We start from the raw sequence: 16,268 nt of genomic DNA on the forward strand, positions 1-16,268 counted from the left end.
GGCAACGGGTTAACCCAAGGCCCGCAGTCGCGGGCTTTTTCTTTTGCGAAAGGAAATCCACATGAGTGGAGTAGAAACCGTTGCTGGTACGGATATCAGCATTTCGGCCAGCATCCCGGCCACGTTCACGGCGGCGGGCTACACGGCCCTCGTCGACTGGGCGGAGATCGGCGAGATCACGGACGGCGGCTCTCACGGTCGCAAGTACAACGAGGTCACGCACACCCCGATCAAGAGGCGCGGCACGCAGAAGTTCAAGGGCTCTTTCAACGAGGGCAACAAGACGCTGCAGCTCGCCATCGATGACGCCGATCCGGGTCAGGAAATTCTCAAGATCGCGCTGGATTCGGACGAAGATTTTTCGTTCAAGGTGACCTACCAGGGCGGTGCCATCGACTACTTCCAGGCGAAGGTGATGAGCTTCGAGAAGGCCGCGGCCGGCGTGGACAGCATTCTCTCGGCCACCGTCGAGCTGTCGCTCACCACAAGCAAGGCGGGCGTCGGGATCATCGAAGTTCCGGCCCCGTAATCACTCTCCCGGCCATCTGGCCATCTCCCTGTACCGACCCAGTCGCTTCGCTCCTTCAGCGGGGCGGGCGGCTGGGCACGGGCTTTTCTCTCTCCGCTGAAAAGGAAACTTTCAAATGGCTCTCAATATCAAGTCCAAAGCTGTCGCTGCTACCTCGTTCCTGCACCTCAAGGATTCGTCCGATAACCTGATGTGGGATGACGAAGCCAAGACACTGCCCGTTGGCGTGACCATCTACGGCCCCGGCTCCAAGGAATTCCAGCAAGCTCAGGTGAAGGTCAACAACCGCGCCGTGAAGCGTCTGCAAAAACGTGGCAACACGGACCAGACTGCGGACGTCAAGCTCAAGGAGCAGGCCGAGTATTTGGCCGACATCACCGCAGGCTTCCAGAACCTCGATTACGACGGTCTGCAGGGCCGCCAACTCGCCATGGCGATCTACAGCGATCCCTCCATCGGCTTCATCGGTGATCAGGTGGCCGAGCATGTGAAGGACTGGGCAAATTTTTCTCAGGCCTCGGCGACAGCCTGATCCTCTACACGCGGCAAATCGCTTGGTGGTGCGCTCCACAAAAGCGCATTGACAAGGTGGGCAAGACGCAGCGTGAAACGCGTCTGCCCGCTCGCCTGGACGCGGCAGAGCAGAGCGGTGCAGAGGTGTACTACCCCCCGCTCGATGATGAGGCGCGCTACCTGCTGGACTACCTGCAGGCGCTGGACTACGTCGAGTCTGGCCTGTCCGGCCCGATCAAGCTGAGCTTCGGTGAGATCGAATCTTGGACTCGCCTGATGAGTGTGCACCTGCAGGCCTGGGAGGTTACCTTCCTGCGCTCCATGTCCACAGCATTTGCGCGTGAGCTGCATGCTGCCGAGAACCCCAGCCATCCGGCGCCATGGGCCCCGGTAGTGGAACAAATCGACCGCAAGCGCGTGGCGCGGCGCATCAAAGATGTGCTGCGTTCGTAGCGCAATTTTTTCCGCCTTCGGGCGGACTCATTCATGGGCTCGCTTCGACGGGCCTTTTGCATTTTTGGACACACCATGATCGCAGGCTCGCTCGAAATTCAGATGCTCGCCAATCTGGCCGAGCTCAAGAAGCAGATGGATCAGGGCGTTGGCATCGTCAAGGGTGCCAGCGAGCAGATGCAGAAAGCGGCTGAGCTGGCTGGCAAAGCTCTCGGTTTGATTGGTGCAAGCCTATCGGTTGCGGCATTCACGGGCTTCATCAAAAAGGCGATTGATGCTGCCGATGCGCTTGATGAAATGTCGGGACGCGTTGGCGTCTCAACGAAAGAGCTTTCTCAATTGCAGCTTGCCTACAAGCAGGCAGGCATTGGAAATGACGGGATGGCGTCCAGCCTTGCCAAGCTCTCTAAAGAGATGAGTGATGGCAATGTGGGTCTGCGCGCACTTGGTGTCAACGCCAAAAACGCTGATGGCAGCTTACGCAGCACTACTTCAGTGCTGCTGGAAGTTGCCGACAAATTCACAACGCTTGAAGATGGCGCGAGCAAAACAGCGCTTGCCATGGAAATCTTTGGTAAGTCGGGTGCTGAAATGGTGCCCCTTTTGAACAGTGGTTCTGAAGGCATTCGTGAGCTGACTGAGATGTCAGAAAAACTCGGTTTGGTGATCGAGGACGATGTAGGCGCGAAGGCTGGTCAGTTCAATGACACGTTGGAGCTGCTGCAGCTTGGCGTACAAGGTGTTGGAACGCGAGTAGCAGGGCAGTTGCTGCCCACCTTGAATAACCTCACTGGCTCGTTTCTTGAAACGATGACCCAAGGCGAGCGCCTTGCCCGTGTATCCGACATCATTGCATCAGCAATGAAGGGGTTGTATTCCATCGGCATCGGTGTCGTTGAGGTATTCAACACCGTTGGGAAAACATTGGCTGCCGCGCTGGCGCAGGCTATGGCTGTCTTGAAAGGCAATTTCGGCGAAGCTGGTCGAATTGGAGCGGCGTGGCGTGAGGATGTCACGTCCGGATGGCAGGCCTCTGGCGCAGCGATTTCTGCAGCCTGGAGCGAGGAGAGCAATGCTACGGTCGCCGCTGCTGCAAATATCGTCAAGACCAATCGTGACTTGCTCGGAGAGCAGAAGGCCCGTGAAGAAGCGGCAAAGAAGTCCTCTGACGCAAGCGCCAAGGCTGCAGCGGAGCACGCAAAGGCGGTTGCGGATGCAGTCAAACAAATGGATGGACTGCTTGCGGAGGGCGGTGGTCTCTCGAAGGATTTTCAGAAATCTTGGGATGCGTTGAACCTGGCCTACAAAGAAGGTGGGAAGTCTCTGGAGGATTTGCAGAAGGCCCAAAAGGTGCTGCTCGACCAACAGCCCGCCATGAAGAAGGCTGCTGAGGAAGAAACAGCTGCATGGAAGGCCTATCGAGACGAGCGAGCCAAGGTTGCAGAAGAGATCCACAAGTCCGCTGAAGAACTCGAAAAGGGGAACAAAGATCTCAACGACGAAATTGAACTGATTGGCAAGTCCAAGAAAGAGCAAGAGGTAATTCTTCGACTGCGTCGTGAAGCACTGATTCTCAAGAAGCAAGAGGAGGCCCAGGCACTTGAGAGCCAACCTGCATTGAAGATCCACGATGAGATGCGCCTCGTGGCGTTGAAGGATGAGATTGAACAGCTCCAAAAGCGTAACGAACTGATGGGGATGAAGGATGTGGCGGAGCAGTCTGCCGCAGTGCAGGAAAAAATCCGCGCCGACACGTCGCAGACCCTCCAGCAGATCGAGGACTGGTTTACATCTTCGTTCTTGGACATGATCAACAACGGAAAAGACGGTTGGAAGGCGATGTGTCAGTCGCTCAAAAACTCCTTCCTCACGCTGGTTGCAAAAGAGATCTACGCGGCGCTCGCCAAACCATTTGTGGTGCAGTTGGTCGGAAGCTTACTTGGCGTCAGTGGCGGCAACGGTTTGATGGGCATGCTTGGCGGCGGGTCTGGCGGCACGGGCAGCAATCTGCTGAGCACTGGCAGCAATCTGTACAGCGCATATAACACCGGGTCGTCGCTTTACACGGTGGGTTCGCAATATTTTGCAGGGTCAATGTCGGCTGCAAATGCAGGCGGGACGTTGTTTGCCAATTCAGTTGGCGGCGGCCTGGACGCGCTGCTGGCAACCAACAGTGCTTACGGAACGGCTGCAGGAAGCTCGATGAGCATGGGCGCGTTCAGTGGTGCTGGCATTGGTGCTGCCATCGTGATGGCTGCCGCGTACCTCGGCGGGATGTTCAAGAGCGAGAAGCAAGTCGCAGCGGGCCTCACTGGCGAACTGGGCGGCGATGTCTACGGATACCAACTCATGCGAGAAGGTGGCAGCCTTTTCAGCGGGCCTTCGTACAAGTACATCATCGCCGAGAAAGAGTTGGAAAAAGCTCGCGCCGAAATTGAGGAGCTCAAGAAAAACCCAGAGCTGGAAACGGATGGAAATCTCACCTACCGCATGAAGTATCTGCGCGAGCGGGTGGAAATGCTGGAAGGCAAGTACGGTTCATCCATCGCTGCGTCTCAGGGTCCTATCGACATCTTGCAGCAGAGCTATTCGGCCATCCGTGAATCGGTAGCGTTGCAGGCAGACTCCCTTGGGCTTGATGGCGACGCCGTGCGGAAAATGAAGACGGCGCTGGGTCTGGATGAAATCCATCCAGATACGGGCGGCTTGGGCATTGAGCTTTCCGGACTATCCGAAGAAGAAGCCGCCGAAAAAGTCAAGGCAGTATTGGAGAAGGCCAACGAAGACTTGGCGCGCTCGGTGCTCGGATCGATGCAGGAAGTGACGCGGGAAGTTACGCGAACCTATGCAGAGGTCGTTCCTGTCCACGACGAAGACGGCAACGTCTACGAAAACCGGATCTGGCACGACGTCACCGAAACCGTCACGACGATGGAATGGGTGATGAGCGAGTACGTCCGTGAGGGCGAGACGGCTGTTGCGGCGCTCAATCGCATCTCCGGTAGTCTGGTCGGCGTGAACCAAGTTTTTGAATTGCTGGGCGCGGATTTGCTGTCTGCGTCGCTTGCAAGCGGGGACTGGGCCAGCAAGCTGATTGAGGCCATGGGCGGGATTGAAAACCTCAACACAGCGGCAGCCAGCTACTACGACCGCTACTATTCCGATGATGAAAAGCGTGCGCGACAGATATCAACAGCGAATGCCGGAATGGAGAGCTTGGGTCTCGATCTTCGGGTCGAGGATGACGACGCGATGCAGAAGTATCGCGATCTGGTCGATGGAGCCATCGCGGCGAAAGACGAGGTGTTGCTTGCTGCGCTGCTGAAATTTGCCGAGCAGTTTGGGTTAGGCGTCGATGCTGTCGTCGCTGCTACTCAGGCGCACTTGGATGAGCTGGCCGCAGCGAAAGAGGCGGCTGATGCGGCAAGGGAAAACGCGCTGTCGTCTATGGGTCTTTCGATTGATTCTCTCGTCGATGGGTTCATCGGGGAGATCAACGAAGGGCGCGGAGCGCAGGCGGGCGCTTGGCTTGCTGATCAGATCGCAGTCGGGTTCGAGCAGGCGATCTATGGGCAAGCTGTCGGGATCATCATGACGTCGATCATCGACGGCGTGATCACCCCGGTAGTTACTGCAGCGATGACAGGTTCGTCTGTTTCTGCTGCAGTGTCCAACGCTGCCATCGACAACATGATCGCGAACGCTACTGCCGCTGCTGCTGCTCTTGGCGCGTTGCTCAGCAGCCCGGAATTCAAGGGGGCAATGGAGGAGGTCAAAAAGGTCGTCACGAACCTCGGCAACTCCATCGGCGCAACCATTCCGGCGATGAGCACCTACAAGAGTGCGGTGGTCAGTTCAGCGCCTGCGTACACCAACACAGCCAGTGCCGTCGATTCGGCGGCCAGTGCCGCGCAAAAGCTTGCGGAGACGATGAAAACTCTCGGCGATTCCATCGTCGAAGAGATCAAGCGCATCCGTGGGCTGGTTGTGGGCGATGGCGCTGATGGGTTCGCGTTGGCGCAGTCGAACTTTGCAATTGCAACGGCGCAGGCACGGGCCGGTGATGAGGACGCGGCCAAGGCTCTGCCCGGCCTGTCTCGTGATCTGCTGGAGCTGGCAAAGAGCAACGTGCGCACCAGCTCCGATCTGAAGTATTACCAAGCGCAGACAGCCGCAAGCCTGCAGGCCACGGTCGAGGCGATGGCGGTTCAGTTTGGATTTCAGGTTCCTGCATTCGCAGATGGCGGCTTCCACGCGGGTGGCTGGGCGCTGGTCGGTGAGCGTGGGCCTGAGCTTGCGTACATGCCTCCGTCGCACGTCTACACAGCGCCTCAAACGCGTGAGCTGATGAGCAGCGGTGGTGGCGGCAGCGACGGATGGCAGTACCTGGCTTCGGAGCTGGCGCAGACCAATGAGCGCTTGCGCAACGTGGAGCGCCACGTCCGCCGGTCTGCGGATGCAGCGGAGGACAGCCAGCGCAACGGCATGCCGGTGGTGAACATGGACAAATCGAAGCTGAAAGTTGAGGTTGCGGCATGAGTGCCTATGTGATTCCACCTGTCAACGCCGAAGCCATGGCCACCACTGGTGCACGCTTCGGCATAGCGGACTGGCAGTTGCTCTACAGCAGCGTGCCGGAGACACCACCAGCGGCATACAACGCTGCGACGTCCTATGCAGCAAATGCAGAGATTGCAAGCGGTGCGGCTGGTGGTGTCGTTACCGTCTGGCGAAGCAAGCAGGCGGCGAACTTGGGTAAGCCTCTGGTGGCGGGAGATTGGTGGGAATACCGGGGCGACACATACGCGCTCTGGAATGCCGCCACGAACTATGCAGCCGGGGCGATGGTGCTTCGCGTGGAGACGCACAGCATCTACAAGCGTGTCACGGCGGGCACCACGGCTCAAGCGCCTGAGCTGGACACCACGGGCGTCAATTGGGTCCGTGTCGCTACGTCAAATCGCTGGGCCATGTTTGACATGCGGTCATCGCAGGTCACGTTGGCTGTGTCGCCCCTGATCGTGCAATTGCAGCCTGGCCGGATCACAGCGCTCAACATGACGGGCCTGAATGACGGCACGGTCAAGTTCGATATGACATCGGGCGGCGTGAATGTTTGGAGTCCGGTGGCGAGCCCACTGGACAGCACGCCCATCAATGACTGGGCGGACTACTTCTTCGCGCCATTCAGTGTGCGCAGCACGATTCTCGAACAGGAAATTCCGTCCTACAGTGACGGCATTCTGCAGGTGCGTATCGACGCGGGCGTGGGTCTTGAAATCGGCAAGCTGATCGTGGGCGATGCGATCTACATCGGCGAGACAGAGCTAGGTCCACGCGTGCGCCGGAGAGGGTTTTCCGTGATCGAGCGGGATAACTACGGCGAGCTGCAGGACGTCGTCCCGCGCAAGTCGATTCCTCTCATCAGTGATCGCATGCTGATCGAAAAGCAATACATCCAGCGTGCTCGTGCGGCGCTGGATTTTGCCGCCAGCGGAGTGCCTTGCGTGTTCGTCGGGCTCGACAACGACCAGGACGAGTACGCCGATCTGCTTACCACTGTGGCGCTCTGCACGGACTTCGAGTTCGAGCTGAAGGAGCACGCGATTTCCTATTTAACACTTGAAACGGAGGGCATCTAAATGGCGCTCGCAAAACCAGTCAAACCAGCAGCTGCGCCACAGGTTTACACACCCGTGCCGCAGCGTGCTGACCGTGCTAATTTTCCGGAGCGCGGAGACCGCATGATGACGTCTCTGCCTCCGATGGTCGCAGGCGTGAACGCGATTGTGGACTTCGTGAACGCAGTTGCTGACTATGTGGAAGAGGGTGGAAGCACATCCAGCGCGCTGTGGGGGCAGGTATCGCAGGGCGTTGCTGATGTGCAGGCTGCACTCGCGGCGATTCAAAACGGACCAGTGCAATCGATCAATGGGCGTTCGGGCGTAGTCACGGGTCTGGTGGAAGCGGCGTCCTCATCGCTTGGTGCTTCGGCAATGTCAACCGCGCCGCTCGGCCAGTGGTCCTCGTTCAACAGTTCCGGCGCGGCTGGAGCGGACTGGCCCACAACCCAGACCAATGTCTGGTGGAACGTCCTCACACTTGGTGCGTCAACGCGGCGAACACAGATCGCCGTGCAAACGTTGAGTACGGGTGATCAGGGCGGCATGTACATCCGCTCTCTGCATGATGCCACTTGGTCGGGTTGGCAGCGATACTTTGGCGATCAGTCACTTGTTGAGCGGGCCAAGTATGTGCAATCACCTGGCGCTGCGTACTACGCAAATCCAGCGGAGGCCACGCTGCAGTACATCGATGTCAGCGCACCGCTGACCGTGTATGCAGTGACGGCACGAAAGCCCGGTGACCAGATGACGCTGATGTTCTCGTTTCCGACCGTCTCGGCCCTTGCGTGGTCGAGCAACGTGAAGTCCCCTGCTGGTGGCATCGCTACGCCTGTCGCAAGCCACATCCTCACCGTGCCACTCATTGCTCGGCAGGACGGCAACTGGCAGGCTTACGACGGAGGGCTGCACCCATGGTGATGTCTCGCTCTCTTATGGCTGCTGGCGGCGCTTTCACGCTAAAGATCACCGCTTCAGTGGTCAACCCGAATTTCAGATCGCTTGCTGTTGCTGCTGGTTGGCGACCGAGCCGGAAACTGATTGTAGACATCACTGCGCCGCTTATCAACACGCTCAATCTCGGAACAGTTGCGTACCCGCGTGGTATCCGCTTGAACATCTCGGCAGGTACGCGAATCGGCGGAGTCAAGAACTCTGGTGATGCACTGACGACCGGCATCGCTGTCGAAATCAACAACCTCGGGACCATCAGCGGCGGCGGTGGCAAAGGTGGCTGGGGCGAGACAACCTATGTGGACCGTGCGGGCGTCTCTGATCGCATGTATGGCACTGGCGGCGGCGGAGGGGACGGACAAGGGTTCAACGATGCCTCGTCTCTGTCTGTTGTCCCGGCAACAGGTGGCGGTGCGGGCACATACGTCAAACAGTCCGGGCCAGTCGTCGGTGGCACTACTGCACCTTCGGCGCAAGGTGGCAACGGCGGCGGGGGTGGCGCATGGGGCGTTGCTGGTAGTGCGGGGCAGGCGGGATCAGTGGGCGGCGACTACTACGCCGCTGGTGTTTCGCAGGCAGCAATCAGTGGTACAGCTCCGGGAAATGCAGTCAACGGCAACAGCAAAGTCACTTGGATCGCCATGGGCACGCGCTTGGGCGGGCTGATCAACTGAGGAAAAACATGAACAACATTCGCAATACAGAGACCGGCGAATTCGGCCTGTCTGTCGACGACGTGCGTAGCTGGTTCGCGCAAGAAGGCCGAATGGCAATGATCCCCGATGATTTTGTTGGCGTGCTGGAGTGCTTTGAAAGCTACGTGGTATCCGATCACCCGGAGCATGACTCGACAACGCACAAAGCCGTTCAGATCGCACCTGCGGAAAATGATGGTGAGCTGACCCAGCAATGGGAGATCGTTGCGCTCACTGCAGATGAGCATTCGCAGATTGAGGCCCAGCAGCAGGCAGATGCCAAGGCCGCAGCAGACGCAGCACGAATCACGATCACAAAGCGTCAGGCATTGCTTGCGTTGTTTGACCTGCGAGGCATCAAGGACAGCGACATCGATGCACAGATCGATCAGATCCCGGACGAGACGCAGCGCTACCGGGCGCGCGTGGACTGGCAGGGCGCAGCATCGATTGAGAGCGATAGCCCGACCGTGCAGATGCTGGCTGCATCGCTCGATTTGTCCGCGAGCAACTTGCAGGCGTTGTTTGACTACGCCAAGACCCTGTAAGCCAGACAACACCAACAGACCCGCTTCGGCGGGTTTTCTTTTTTCCGAAAGGCCAACGATGAATCAAACAGAGGCGAGGGATATTGCAATGGGATTGGCTGGACAAGTGCCGGGGCAGGCGGCTTTTCTGCTGACCGGCCAGTGGGTGATCATGGTCCTGACTGTGGTGCTGCTGCTAGTGCAGATTGGCTACTACGCACGCAAGTGGATGCGCGAGGAAACGGACTTGGGCCGCAAGCTGTGCCGCTGGCTCTGTCGTTATCGATGGGGGCGCTGGGCGTGCAAGTTTGGAGAGTGCGATGAGCAAAATTCCTGATGCCCTTCGCGCGGGCATACTGGCCCTTGTCCTGCTCGGCGGAGTGGGTGGTGGCTATGTCGTCGGTGAGCGCGAGCAAGCCATCGCAGCCGCCGAAGCCAAGCGCAATGAGTACATCCAAGCCGTGGCCGAGGACACGAGCACATCCACTGCGGTCAAGATCGCCATGGTGATGGGCTCTTACTACGAGTCCAGCTATCGACACATTGGCGACCCGTACATCGACAAGCTGGGCAAGGGGCAGCCTCTGACCGTTTGCAACGGGATCACGGGGCCGGAGGTGGTACTGAGGTACTACACGCCCACCGACTGCTACCGGCTTGAGAAAGCCCGCTACATCCGATCTGAGGCCGCTGCAAAGCGGCTTCTTCGTTTGTGGGATGGCTATGGGGCGTTCACGCAGGCCACGTTCATCGACTTCCTGCACAACAAAGGCGAGGGCGCTTTCGCGTCATCCACCATGCTGCGCAAGGCGAATGCGGGCGACCTGGTGGGCGCGTGCCGAGAAAACCCGCGATGGAACAGAGGCACGGTCAACGGCGTGTCTGTGGCGTTGCCGGGGTTGATGATCCGGGCGGATGCCAATGGTGAGTTGTGTGAGGACGGACTATGAAACCAGTCATTAAACAGAATGAAGAACTGTTGCGTTTTCACTGCCCCGGCTGTGACGCTCAGCACGCAATCCAGCACGGCGCAGAAGATGACCCAAATTGGAGCTGGAACGGATCGCTTGAAAAGCCAACGTTCTCACCGTCCGTGCTGGTCACGTATACCGGCGCGGATGCTGGTCGCGATGGTGCGCCGCCTGCGGTGTGTCACTCGTTTGTGACTGATGGCCGAATCCAGTTTCTTGGCGACTGCACTCATGCACTCGCTGGCCAGACCGTTGATTTGCCGGAGTGGATTGAATGGTCGCCCAACTCAAAGTCTTAATCGCCGCCGTCCTTTTCGCGCTCGGCCTTGCCACCGGTTGGGCCGTCAACGGCTGGCGCACCGGTGCCGATCTGGCCGACGTGAAGCGGCAGCACGCTGAGGTGCTGGCCGGGATAGCGCGGAAGACGACCGACGCTGTGACCGCGGTTCGCAAGCTCGAGCAAGCCGCGAATGCCGCAATCAGCACAGCCGACAAATCAGCAACAGAGAGGATCGCCAAAAATGATCAAGAAAACCGTAGCCTGCGCGCTTGTGTCGCTGCTGGCACTTGCGGGGTGCGTATCGTCACCCGTGTCGTGCGTGAGCCCATCAGTGGCGGGGCCGCAGATCCAAGCGCCAGCAGCATGGGCGATGCAGCCGTCGAACTCGACCGCGAAGCTGCAAGCCGTGTTCTCGATCTCCGAGAGTCCGTCCAGCTTGACGCCGAAAAGCTCGACTATCTCCAGCGGTATGCTGAAACCTGCTGGCGGGCTGGGGTTGAAGCGGTGACGGTTGTCAACGATGCGCCGAGGCGCGAGAAAGATCAGAACTGATCAGCATCTAGTCTGGTTGACAATATTTATAAGTTTGAAAGTGTGTGATCGCTATTGCTATGGGTACTAAAAAATATAGATATTTTCAATTTTCATTCAAATGATAGTTTTTTTCAATCGAATTACGAATTGATTTATAGATCAGAACTGACTAAATTTGACTTTGCTGATCAATTCTGATCATTTCTGATTTGTATCAATCAAGGAGTAGAAAATGTCTAATCTCAATGAAAGTTTGGATGACCTGATGTCTTTGGATGGCGCTCTTTGCGCTGCAATTGTTGACTACAACAGCGGCATGATCCTCGGAAGCAAGGGAAATGCGGTGGATATGGAGTTGGCAGCAGCGGGGAATACCGAGGTTATGCGAGCAAAGGTGAAGACGATGAAGTCGTTAGGCCTGAATGATCAGATTGAGGACATGCTCATCACTTTGGGTAAGCAGTACCACATTCTTCGCCCCTCTGAAAAGAACGCGGGGATTTTTGTGTACTATGTTCTCGACTCTAGTCGGGCCAATCTCGCGCTTGCTCGGCGTAAAGTGAACGACGTAGAAGCCAAGCTCAAGATGTGAGCCTTGGTGGGCTAGGGGGTTGATCGACGCCTCAAGCTCTGTGAGCTTTGGGGCGTCTTGTTTCGTGGTGACATACCGTCGGCACCTATTAAATCTAGATTTAAGGTATGTCATGTGATCGAAAATGCAAACGGGCAATTCGTGCAATCTCGCCTGTTTGGCGCAGTCCTGGTTGAAGGTATGTGGTGCGCAGAATTCGCTATCTGACCAACCGTCACCGAGCTCCATCCACAAATGTCGCTCTGGCTATACTTCTTGCGTTCAATGCAGGAGCGTTGAACGCGGGAGGGTTTTTGGTACTGCACATGTATACCTCGCACATGTCTGGATTTGCATCTCAATTTGCTGATGGACTTGCGCTCAAAGACAGGGGCGTTGTGTTGAGTGCAATGGGTGCCATCTTGTCTTTCGTGGTCGGTGCTGCCGTGTGTTCAATACTGGTGGCCGCGAGTCGCAGGCTGAAGCTCTACAGCGTTTATGCGCTACCGCTTATGCTCGAGGCTCTGTTAATGCTTCTGTTTGGTTTGATGGGCTCCGTGTTATTGACATGGGTTACACCATTTGCAGTGCCGCTTACCGTCGTTCTGCTTGCTTTCATCATGGGGCTTCAGAATGCTGTTGGCTCCAAGACTTCTGCTGGAAACCTTCGCACCACTCACATGACAGGCAACATCACAGATTTTGGAATGGAGTTGGGCAAACTGATCTTCTTAAAGCAAGGTGATCACGAATCTTCCACCCGTTGGACACAAAACATAAGACGTATGAAGATCCACGCAGGTCTGATTGGAGCGTTCGTCCTTGGCGGTGTTTGGGGTGCCTTGGGATTTAAGCAGTTTGGATTCGCATGTGTTATGCCCCTTGCCGCAATTCTGCTTTGTCTCTCTATTCCGCCGTTTTGGAGGGATGCCAAAGTCCTACAAGAGCATATCTGCAAAGCTCTTCGCTGAATTTTGACACTATGTGTGCAGCACATATCTCGCCTGACACTTCCACAATTCACGTCTGGTATGAGCACGTCAGCATCGGCACTACACCGGCCATCAACATGCTGCACGACGCCGAAACCTTGGCGAATCGGCTCATGCTTTTGCATGGTCAATTCAGGGGCTGAGTTTGTAAGGTCTGTCCCGTTCTTGTCCCGTTTTGGGGTTTCTGCCTCTCAACCACTTGATTCCATTGCGGAATTCTGGTCCCTCCGACAGGAATCGAACCTGTATCTGACGCTTAGGAGGCGTCCGTTCTATCCATTGAACTACGGAGAGGGGGGATTTTTTCCTAATTAAATCAATGGCTTAGCTTGATGTTTTCGGGATTTTTTCAAGTATTCGACGGTGCGTCAGATACGAAGTGATCCATTGTATCAATTGATGGACAGGCCCAAACTACGGCGAGACTCAGGCGGTCTTTGAGGCTCGCAATTGTCGAGTTCGACCCATAGAAGCCGGTCGTGAGTTCGCATCATTCGCTCCGAACTGGTCGTTCGAAGGGTGTTACGGATCGGCGGTTTCTGCCATCAGCAGGAGATCTGCGAGCATGAAGACTTTTTGTTGCAGTCTGTTACGATGCGCGCTCATCAAGAGTTTCTTAGGGATGGCATGCAAGTTCGCCTTTTGGGTTTTCGCTTCGACGTTGAAAGCAAGAATCTCTCACTGGATAGTTTTGCGGCGGCGGTTTCCGCTCAGCCTACCGATCAGAAGGCTGCGCAAGATTCTCAGCGGTTGCTCTTCTTGGATAACAAATGTCATCCCGAGTACCACGTCGGCATGATCGTAACTGTCAAAGATCAAAAGACTTTTTGCCGTCTCGTGTCAGGTAATGGTTGTTTGTTGGTCAAGGTTGATGAGCTGGAGCTGGACACGAAGTTGATGGAATTCAACTTTTTCGTGTTTAACAAGGCCACGGGAACTGGGCTTTACCAGTACTACCACCAGTCCTGTAGTCTCACCAGTTTCGGCTATCTAGTTGCGAGGCGCTTCCGCGAATACAAGGAATCGCTTATCCAGGCGGAGATTGATAAGATGCCTCAGGATGATCGTTCGGACAGTAAGCTCACCAAGACCCGTAAGCATTTCAAGGGTCAGCTCAAGTGGGAGATGCTGGTTCGCGCTGAGAAACTTCAGGAGTTGATCGCCGAGTGGGAGCGCGTAAAGTCTTTCGAGTGGACGATCGCAACTCCTACAGTGGAGCAAGAGGACTTCAAGCCGCTAGCACCTTACATCCGCAACCAGAAATCCAAGTTAGCATTCGAAGTAGGCGCGCCCGTCAGCCCTCTCGCAAATGCCATCAGTGCCCTAGTGACCAGGTTGGGCATCGTCAAGGGACGGATCGAAGGACAAGATGCCGAGGGCCTGGATCGAGTGCTCCGCATCCTGAACAATCCTGAGAATTACGGCGAGTATGACTATGACGATCGCGCAGGAAAACTACATGACCTCGACCTCACCCAATTTCAGAACGCCTGGGTGGTTGCCGAACTGATCAAGGCGTGCAAAGATCAAGCGCACATCTTCGAAACACCAATGCAACCATGACCCGATTTGTGCTGCTGGCATTACTGTTCGCCACGGCTGTAATGGCCGGGGTGATCTATGTGTCAGAGGGGTCTGAGAAAGCGGTGATTTTTTATGGAAATAACGTTCGGGCTTCTTTGTTCACAGGTCTTTTGACCGTAGGGAGCTTCCTACTGTCGATGAAGGTTTTCATCGTAGTCAAGTTCAAGGAAACGGTCTTCGACACAGAGTGGTACAAGAAGCGCCTGGAGGATCGTCGCAAGATCGATCCCCAAATAGAGCATTACGCACCGGTGCGCAATTTGAGCCGAGTGTTGTTCATGGCGATTGCATCTGCAATCGTTGGTTCTCTCAGTCAAGTCACTATCGGGCTCATCCCCCATGTCGCGGCGTTGACGTTCTGCGTTGTCACCGCGTCTTTCGCGGGAGCAATGCTTGTGCAAACCCTCCTCCTGGTGCGCAGAATTCTCACCGAGTGGCTGGATCACACAGAAAAGAAGCCAGCCGCCTAAAGCTTTCGGCTCGGACCCGTTTAGCAACGAAGCACTGTCCACCTCAGAGAGATTGCAGACGAACGGCGGCTATGGCCAGATTCTGTCTGCGGTCAGTGCATTTCAGATCATGCATGTTGGACCCACAGAGCCTCGAAGTCATCTTGGCTGATGAGGCGCCCCTCAAATTGCAGGTCGTGATTGATTTCCTCGAGCGACGGAACGACAGCGATGCCAAGCCGGGTTCTGTTTGACCACCGGTCGCTGGAAGCTACATCAACAGTCCCATCAGCGAAGAACTCGAGCTTGCGTAGTTCGAGGCGGTCCTCATCAATCTCGGACACCAATCGGACAGGGTATTCCTTGTCGTGATGCTTCCAAATTACGTCGATGTATTCCATGACGGGGTTCGTAGAGAGTTCTTGCTGGCTGTCCGGGTTGGGCCGAAGTCTCAACTGTTCCGTCCCATTGAACAAGATGCTTCAAGCACTTGCCATTGAGCAATAGGCAGAGCCGTTGATGATTCTCTGCGTTTGTGAGCGCGCAGTTTCTTGATAGGGATATCAGGTCGGTGATACCGAATTGATACAGAGGAGTGCTGGCGCCTCTGAAATCTACCCCTTGAACTACGGAGAGATAGGCAGAACCATCGATTGTACGGTGTTCGGGGCTGGGTATGGATGATGGCATTGCGGATAGAATCCGCGCCTTTTTTCCAGAGAATGCCCTGATGCCCCAAATCGTCGTTGATCAGTTGCGCAAGACCTATCGTATTCATGAGCGTGATCCCGGTGTGGCGGGGGCGCTCAAGGCGATGCTGCGCCCCCGTCATCGCACGGTGCAGGCGCTCGATGGGGTGTCGTTTGCGCTGGAGCGTGGCGAGTTGTTGGGCTTCATCGGACCGAATGGGGCGGGCAAGTCCACGACCATCAAGATTTTGTCGGGCATTCTGCGGCCTGATGGCGGGACGGTGCGCATCGATGGGCGCGATCCGTTCGAGGACCGCGAGCGGCATGTGGCGCGCATTGGTGTGGTGTTCGGGCAGCGCACGCAGCTGTGGTGGGATCTGCCGGTGGGCGATGGCTTCGATCTGCTGCGCGACATCTACCGTGTCGATCCGCAGCGTTTTGCACGCACGCGCGATGAACTGGTGGCCTTGCTCAAATTGGACAAGCTGCTCGATCAGCCGGTGCGCCAGTTGTCGCTGGGGCAGCGCATGCGTGCGGAGATCGCGGCGGCGCTCTTGCACGAGCCCGAGATTCTGTTTTTGGATGAGCCGACGATCGGGCTCGACGCGCCTTCCAAGTTGGCGGTGCGCGAGTTCGTGCTGCGTGCCAATCGCGAACGTGGCACGACGGTGCTGCTCACCACGCATGACATGCACGACATCGAGGCCTTGGCCGAGCGCGTGATCGTGATCGGGCACGGCCGTGTGCTGGCGGATTGTGCTGTGGATGCGCTGCGTGCGCAGGTCGAGGATGCGCGCCGTGCGGAGGATGGCCTTCCTGCCGATGCCGACGACAAGGGCCTGACCATCGAAGCCGTGATCGCGCGCTTTTACGCCATGCATGGCGCAGCGGAGGCCTGAGTGT

18 protein-coding genes and 1 tRNA gene are annotated in these 16,268 nt (G+C 56.8%); 17 read left to right on the forward strand and 2 right to left on the reverse strand.

Annotated elements, in window-relative coordinates; translation table 11 throughout:
• Positions 1–61: 61 nt before the first annotated feature.
• From G7048_RS15690 to G7048_RS15755, 14 genes are all read left to right on the forward strand, one after another.
• The gene (locus G7048_RS15690) at positions 62–529 is read left to right on the forward strand and encodes a phage tail tube protein (protein ID WP_166069033.1); all 468 of its coding nucleotides are present in this window, start codon (positions 62–64) and stop codon (positions 527–529) included.
• 115 nt (positions 530–644) lie between these two features.
• Positions 645–1,061 carry a hypothetical protein gene (locus G7048_RS15695; protein WP_166069034.1) on the forward strand — a complete coding sequence of 139 codons (417 nt, stop codon included), beginning with the start codon at positions 645–647 and terminating at the stop codon, positions 1,059–1,061.
• Positions 1,062–1,186: 125 nt separating this feature from the next.
• On the forward strand, positions 1,187–1,495 hold the full coding sequence (locus G7048_RS15700) for a hypothetical protein (protein WP_166069035.1): 309 nt from the start codon (positions 1,187–1,189) through the stop codon (positions 1,493–1,495).
• Between the two features lie 75 nt (positions 1,496–1,570).
• Positions 1,571–6,034, forward strand: coding sequence for a hypothetical protein (locus G7048_RS15705; RefSeq protein WP_166069036.1), 4,464 nt, complete (start codon positions 1,571–1,573; stop codon positions 6,032–6,034).
• The gene (locus G7048_RS15710) at positions 6,031–7,137 is read left to right on the forward strand and encodes a hypothetical protein (RefSeq protein ID WP_166069037.1); all 1,107 of its coding nucleotides are present in this window, start codon (positions 6,031–6,033) and stop codon (positions 7,135–7,137) included. Before G7048_RS15705 ends, G7048_RS15710 begins: the two co-directional genes overlap by 4 nt.
• A 102-nt stretch (positions 7,138–7,239) precedes the next feature.
• Entirely contained in the window at positions 7,240–8,040 is an 801-nt protein-coding gene (locus G7048_RS15715; RefSeq protein ID WP_166069038.1) for a hypothetical protein, read from the forward strand.
• A 191-nt stretch (positions 8,041–8,231) separates the two neighbouring features.
• Entirely contained in the window at positions 8,232–8,747 is a 516-nt protein-coding gene (locus G7048_RS15720; RefSeq protein WP_166069039.1) for a hypothetical protein, read from the forward strand.
• Positions 8,705–9,316 (forward strand): hypothetical protein, encoded by a 612-nt coding sequence (locus tag G7048_RS15725; RefSeq protein ID WP_166069040.1) that lies wholly within the window; start codon positions 8,705–8,707, stop codon positions 9,314–9,316. Before G7048_RS15720 ends, G7048_RS15725 begins: the two co-directional genes overlap by 43 nt.
• 88 nt (positions 9,317–9,404) lie before the next feature.
• Positions 9,405–9,632: a hypothetical protein gene (locus G7048_RS15730; protein ID WP_166069041.1), complete on the forward strand. Its 228-nt coding sequence runs from the start codon at positions 9,405–9,407 to the stop codon at positions 9,630–9,632.
• A complete protein-coding gene (locus tag G7048_RS15735; RefSeq protein WP_166069042.1) occupies positions 9,616–10,245 on the forward strand; it encodes a lysozyme in 630 nt (209 codons plus the stop codon). The genes G7048_RS15730 and G7048_RS15735 overlap by 17 nt, the downstream gene beginning before the upstream one ends.
• Positions 10,242–10,565, forward strand: a complete 324-nt coding sequence (locus G7048_RS15740) for a DUF6527 family protein (protein WP_166069043.1) — start codon at positions 10,242–10,244, stop codon at positions 10,563–10,565. The genes G7048_RS15735 and G7048_RS15740 overlap by 4 nt, the downstream gene beginning before the upstream one ends.
• Positions 10,541–11,098, forward strand: a complete 558-nt coding sequence (locus G7048_RS15745) for a lysis system i-spanin subunit Rz (protein WP_166069044.1) — start codon at positions 10,541–10,543, stop codon at positions 11,096–11,098. Before G7048_RS15740 ends, G7048_RS15745 begins: the two co-directional genes overlap by 25 nt.
• Before the next feature lie 214 nt (positions 11,099–11,312).
• Positions 11,313–11,672, forward strand: coding sequence for a hypothetical protein (locus G7048_RS15750; RefSeq protein WP_166069045.1), 360 nt, complete (start codon positions 11,313–11,315; stop codon positions 11,670–11,672).
• A gap of 185 nt (positions 11,673–11,857) precedes the next feature.
• Entirely contained in the window at positions 11,858–12,622 is a 765-nt protein-coding gene (locus G7048_RS15755; protein WP_166069046.1) for a YoaK family protein, read from the forward strand.
• 240 nt (positions 12,623–12,862) lie between these two features.
• On the opposite strand, the gene G7048_RS15760 is transcribed toward G7048_RS15755, so the two are convergent.
• Positions 12,863–12,937, reverse strand: a tRNA-Arg gene (locus tag G7048_RS15760).
• Positions 12,938–13,237: 300 nt separating this feature from the next.
• Between G7048_RS15760 and G7048_RS15765 the strand changes: the two genes are divergently transcribed.
• Positions 13,238–14,206, forward strand: a complete 969-nt coding sequence (locus G7048_RS15765; RefSeq protein ID WP_166069047.1) for a hypothetical protein — start codon at positions 13,238–13,240, stop codon at positions 14,204–14,206.
• Complete coding sequence (locus G7048_RS15770) at positions 14,203–14,697, forward strand: hypothetical protein (RefSeq protein WP_166069048.1); 495 nt, start codon at positions 14,203–14,205, stop codon at positions 14,695–14,697. Before G7048_RS15765 ends, G7048_RS15770 begins: the two co-directional genes overlap by 4 nt.
• 107 nt (positions 14,698–14,804) lie before the next feature.
• Here G7048_RS15770 and G7048_RS15775 read toward each other — a convergent pair whose 3' ends face one another.
• Positions 14,805–15,077 (reverse strand): hypothetical protein, encoded by a 273-nt coding sequence (locus G7048_RS15775; protein ID WP_166069049.1) that lies wholly within the window; start codon positions 15,075–15,077, stop codon positions 14,805–14,807.
• A gap of 329 nt (positions 15,078–15,406) precedes the next feature.
• On the opposite strand from G7048_RS15775, the gene G7048_RS15780 reads away from it, so the two are divergent.
• Positions 15,407–16,264: an ATP-binding cassette domain-containing protein gene (locus G7048_RS15780; protein WP_166069050.1), complete on the forward strand. Its 858-nt coding sequence runs from the start codon at positions 15,407–15,409 to the stop codon at positions 16,262–16,264.
• Positions 16,265–16,268: the final 4 nt, after the last annotated feature.

The sequence above is a fragment of the Diaphorobacter sp. HDW4B genome (assembly GCF_011305535.1).
Classification (GTDB): domain Bacteria; phylum Pseudomonadota; class Gammaproteobacteria; order Burkholderiales; family Burkholderiaceae_C; genus Diaphorobacter_A.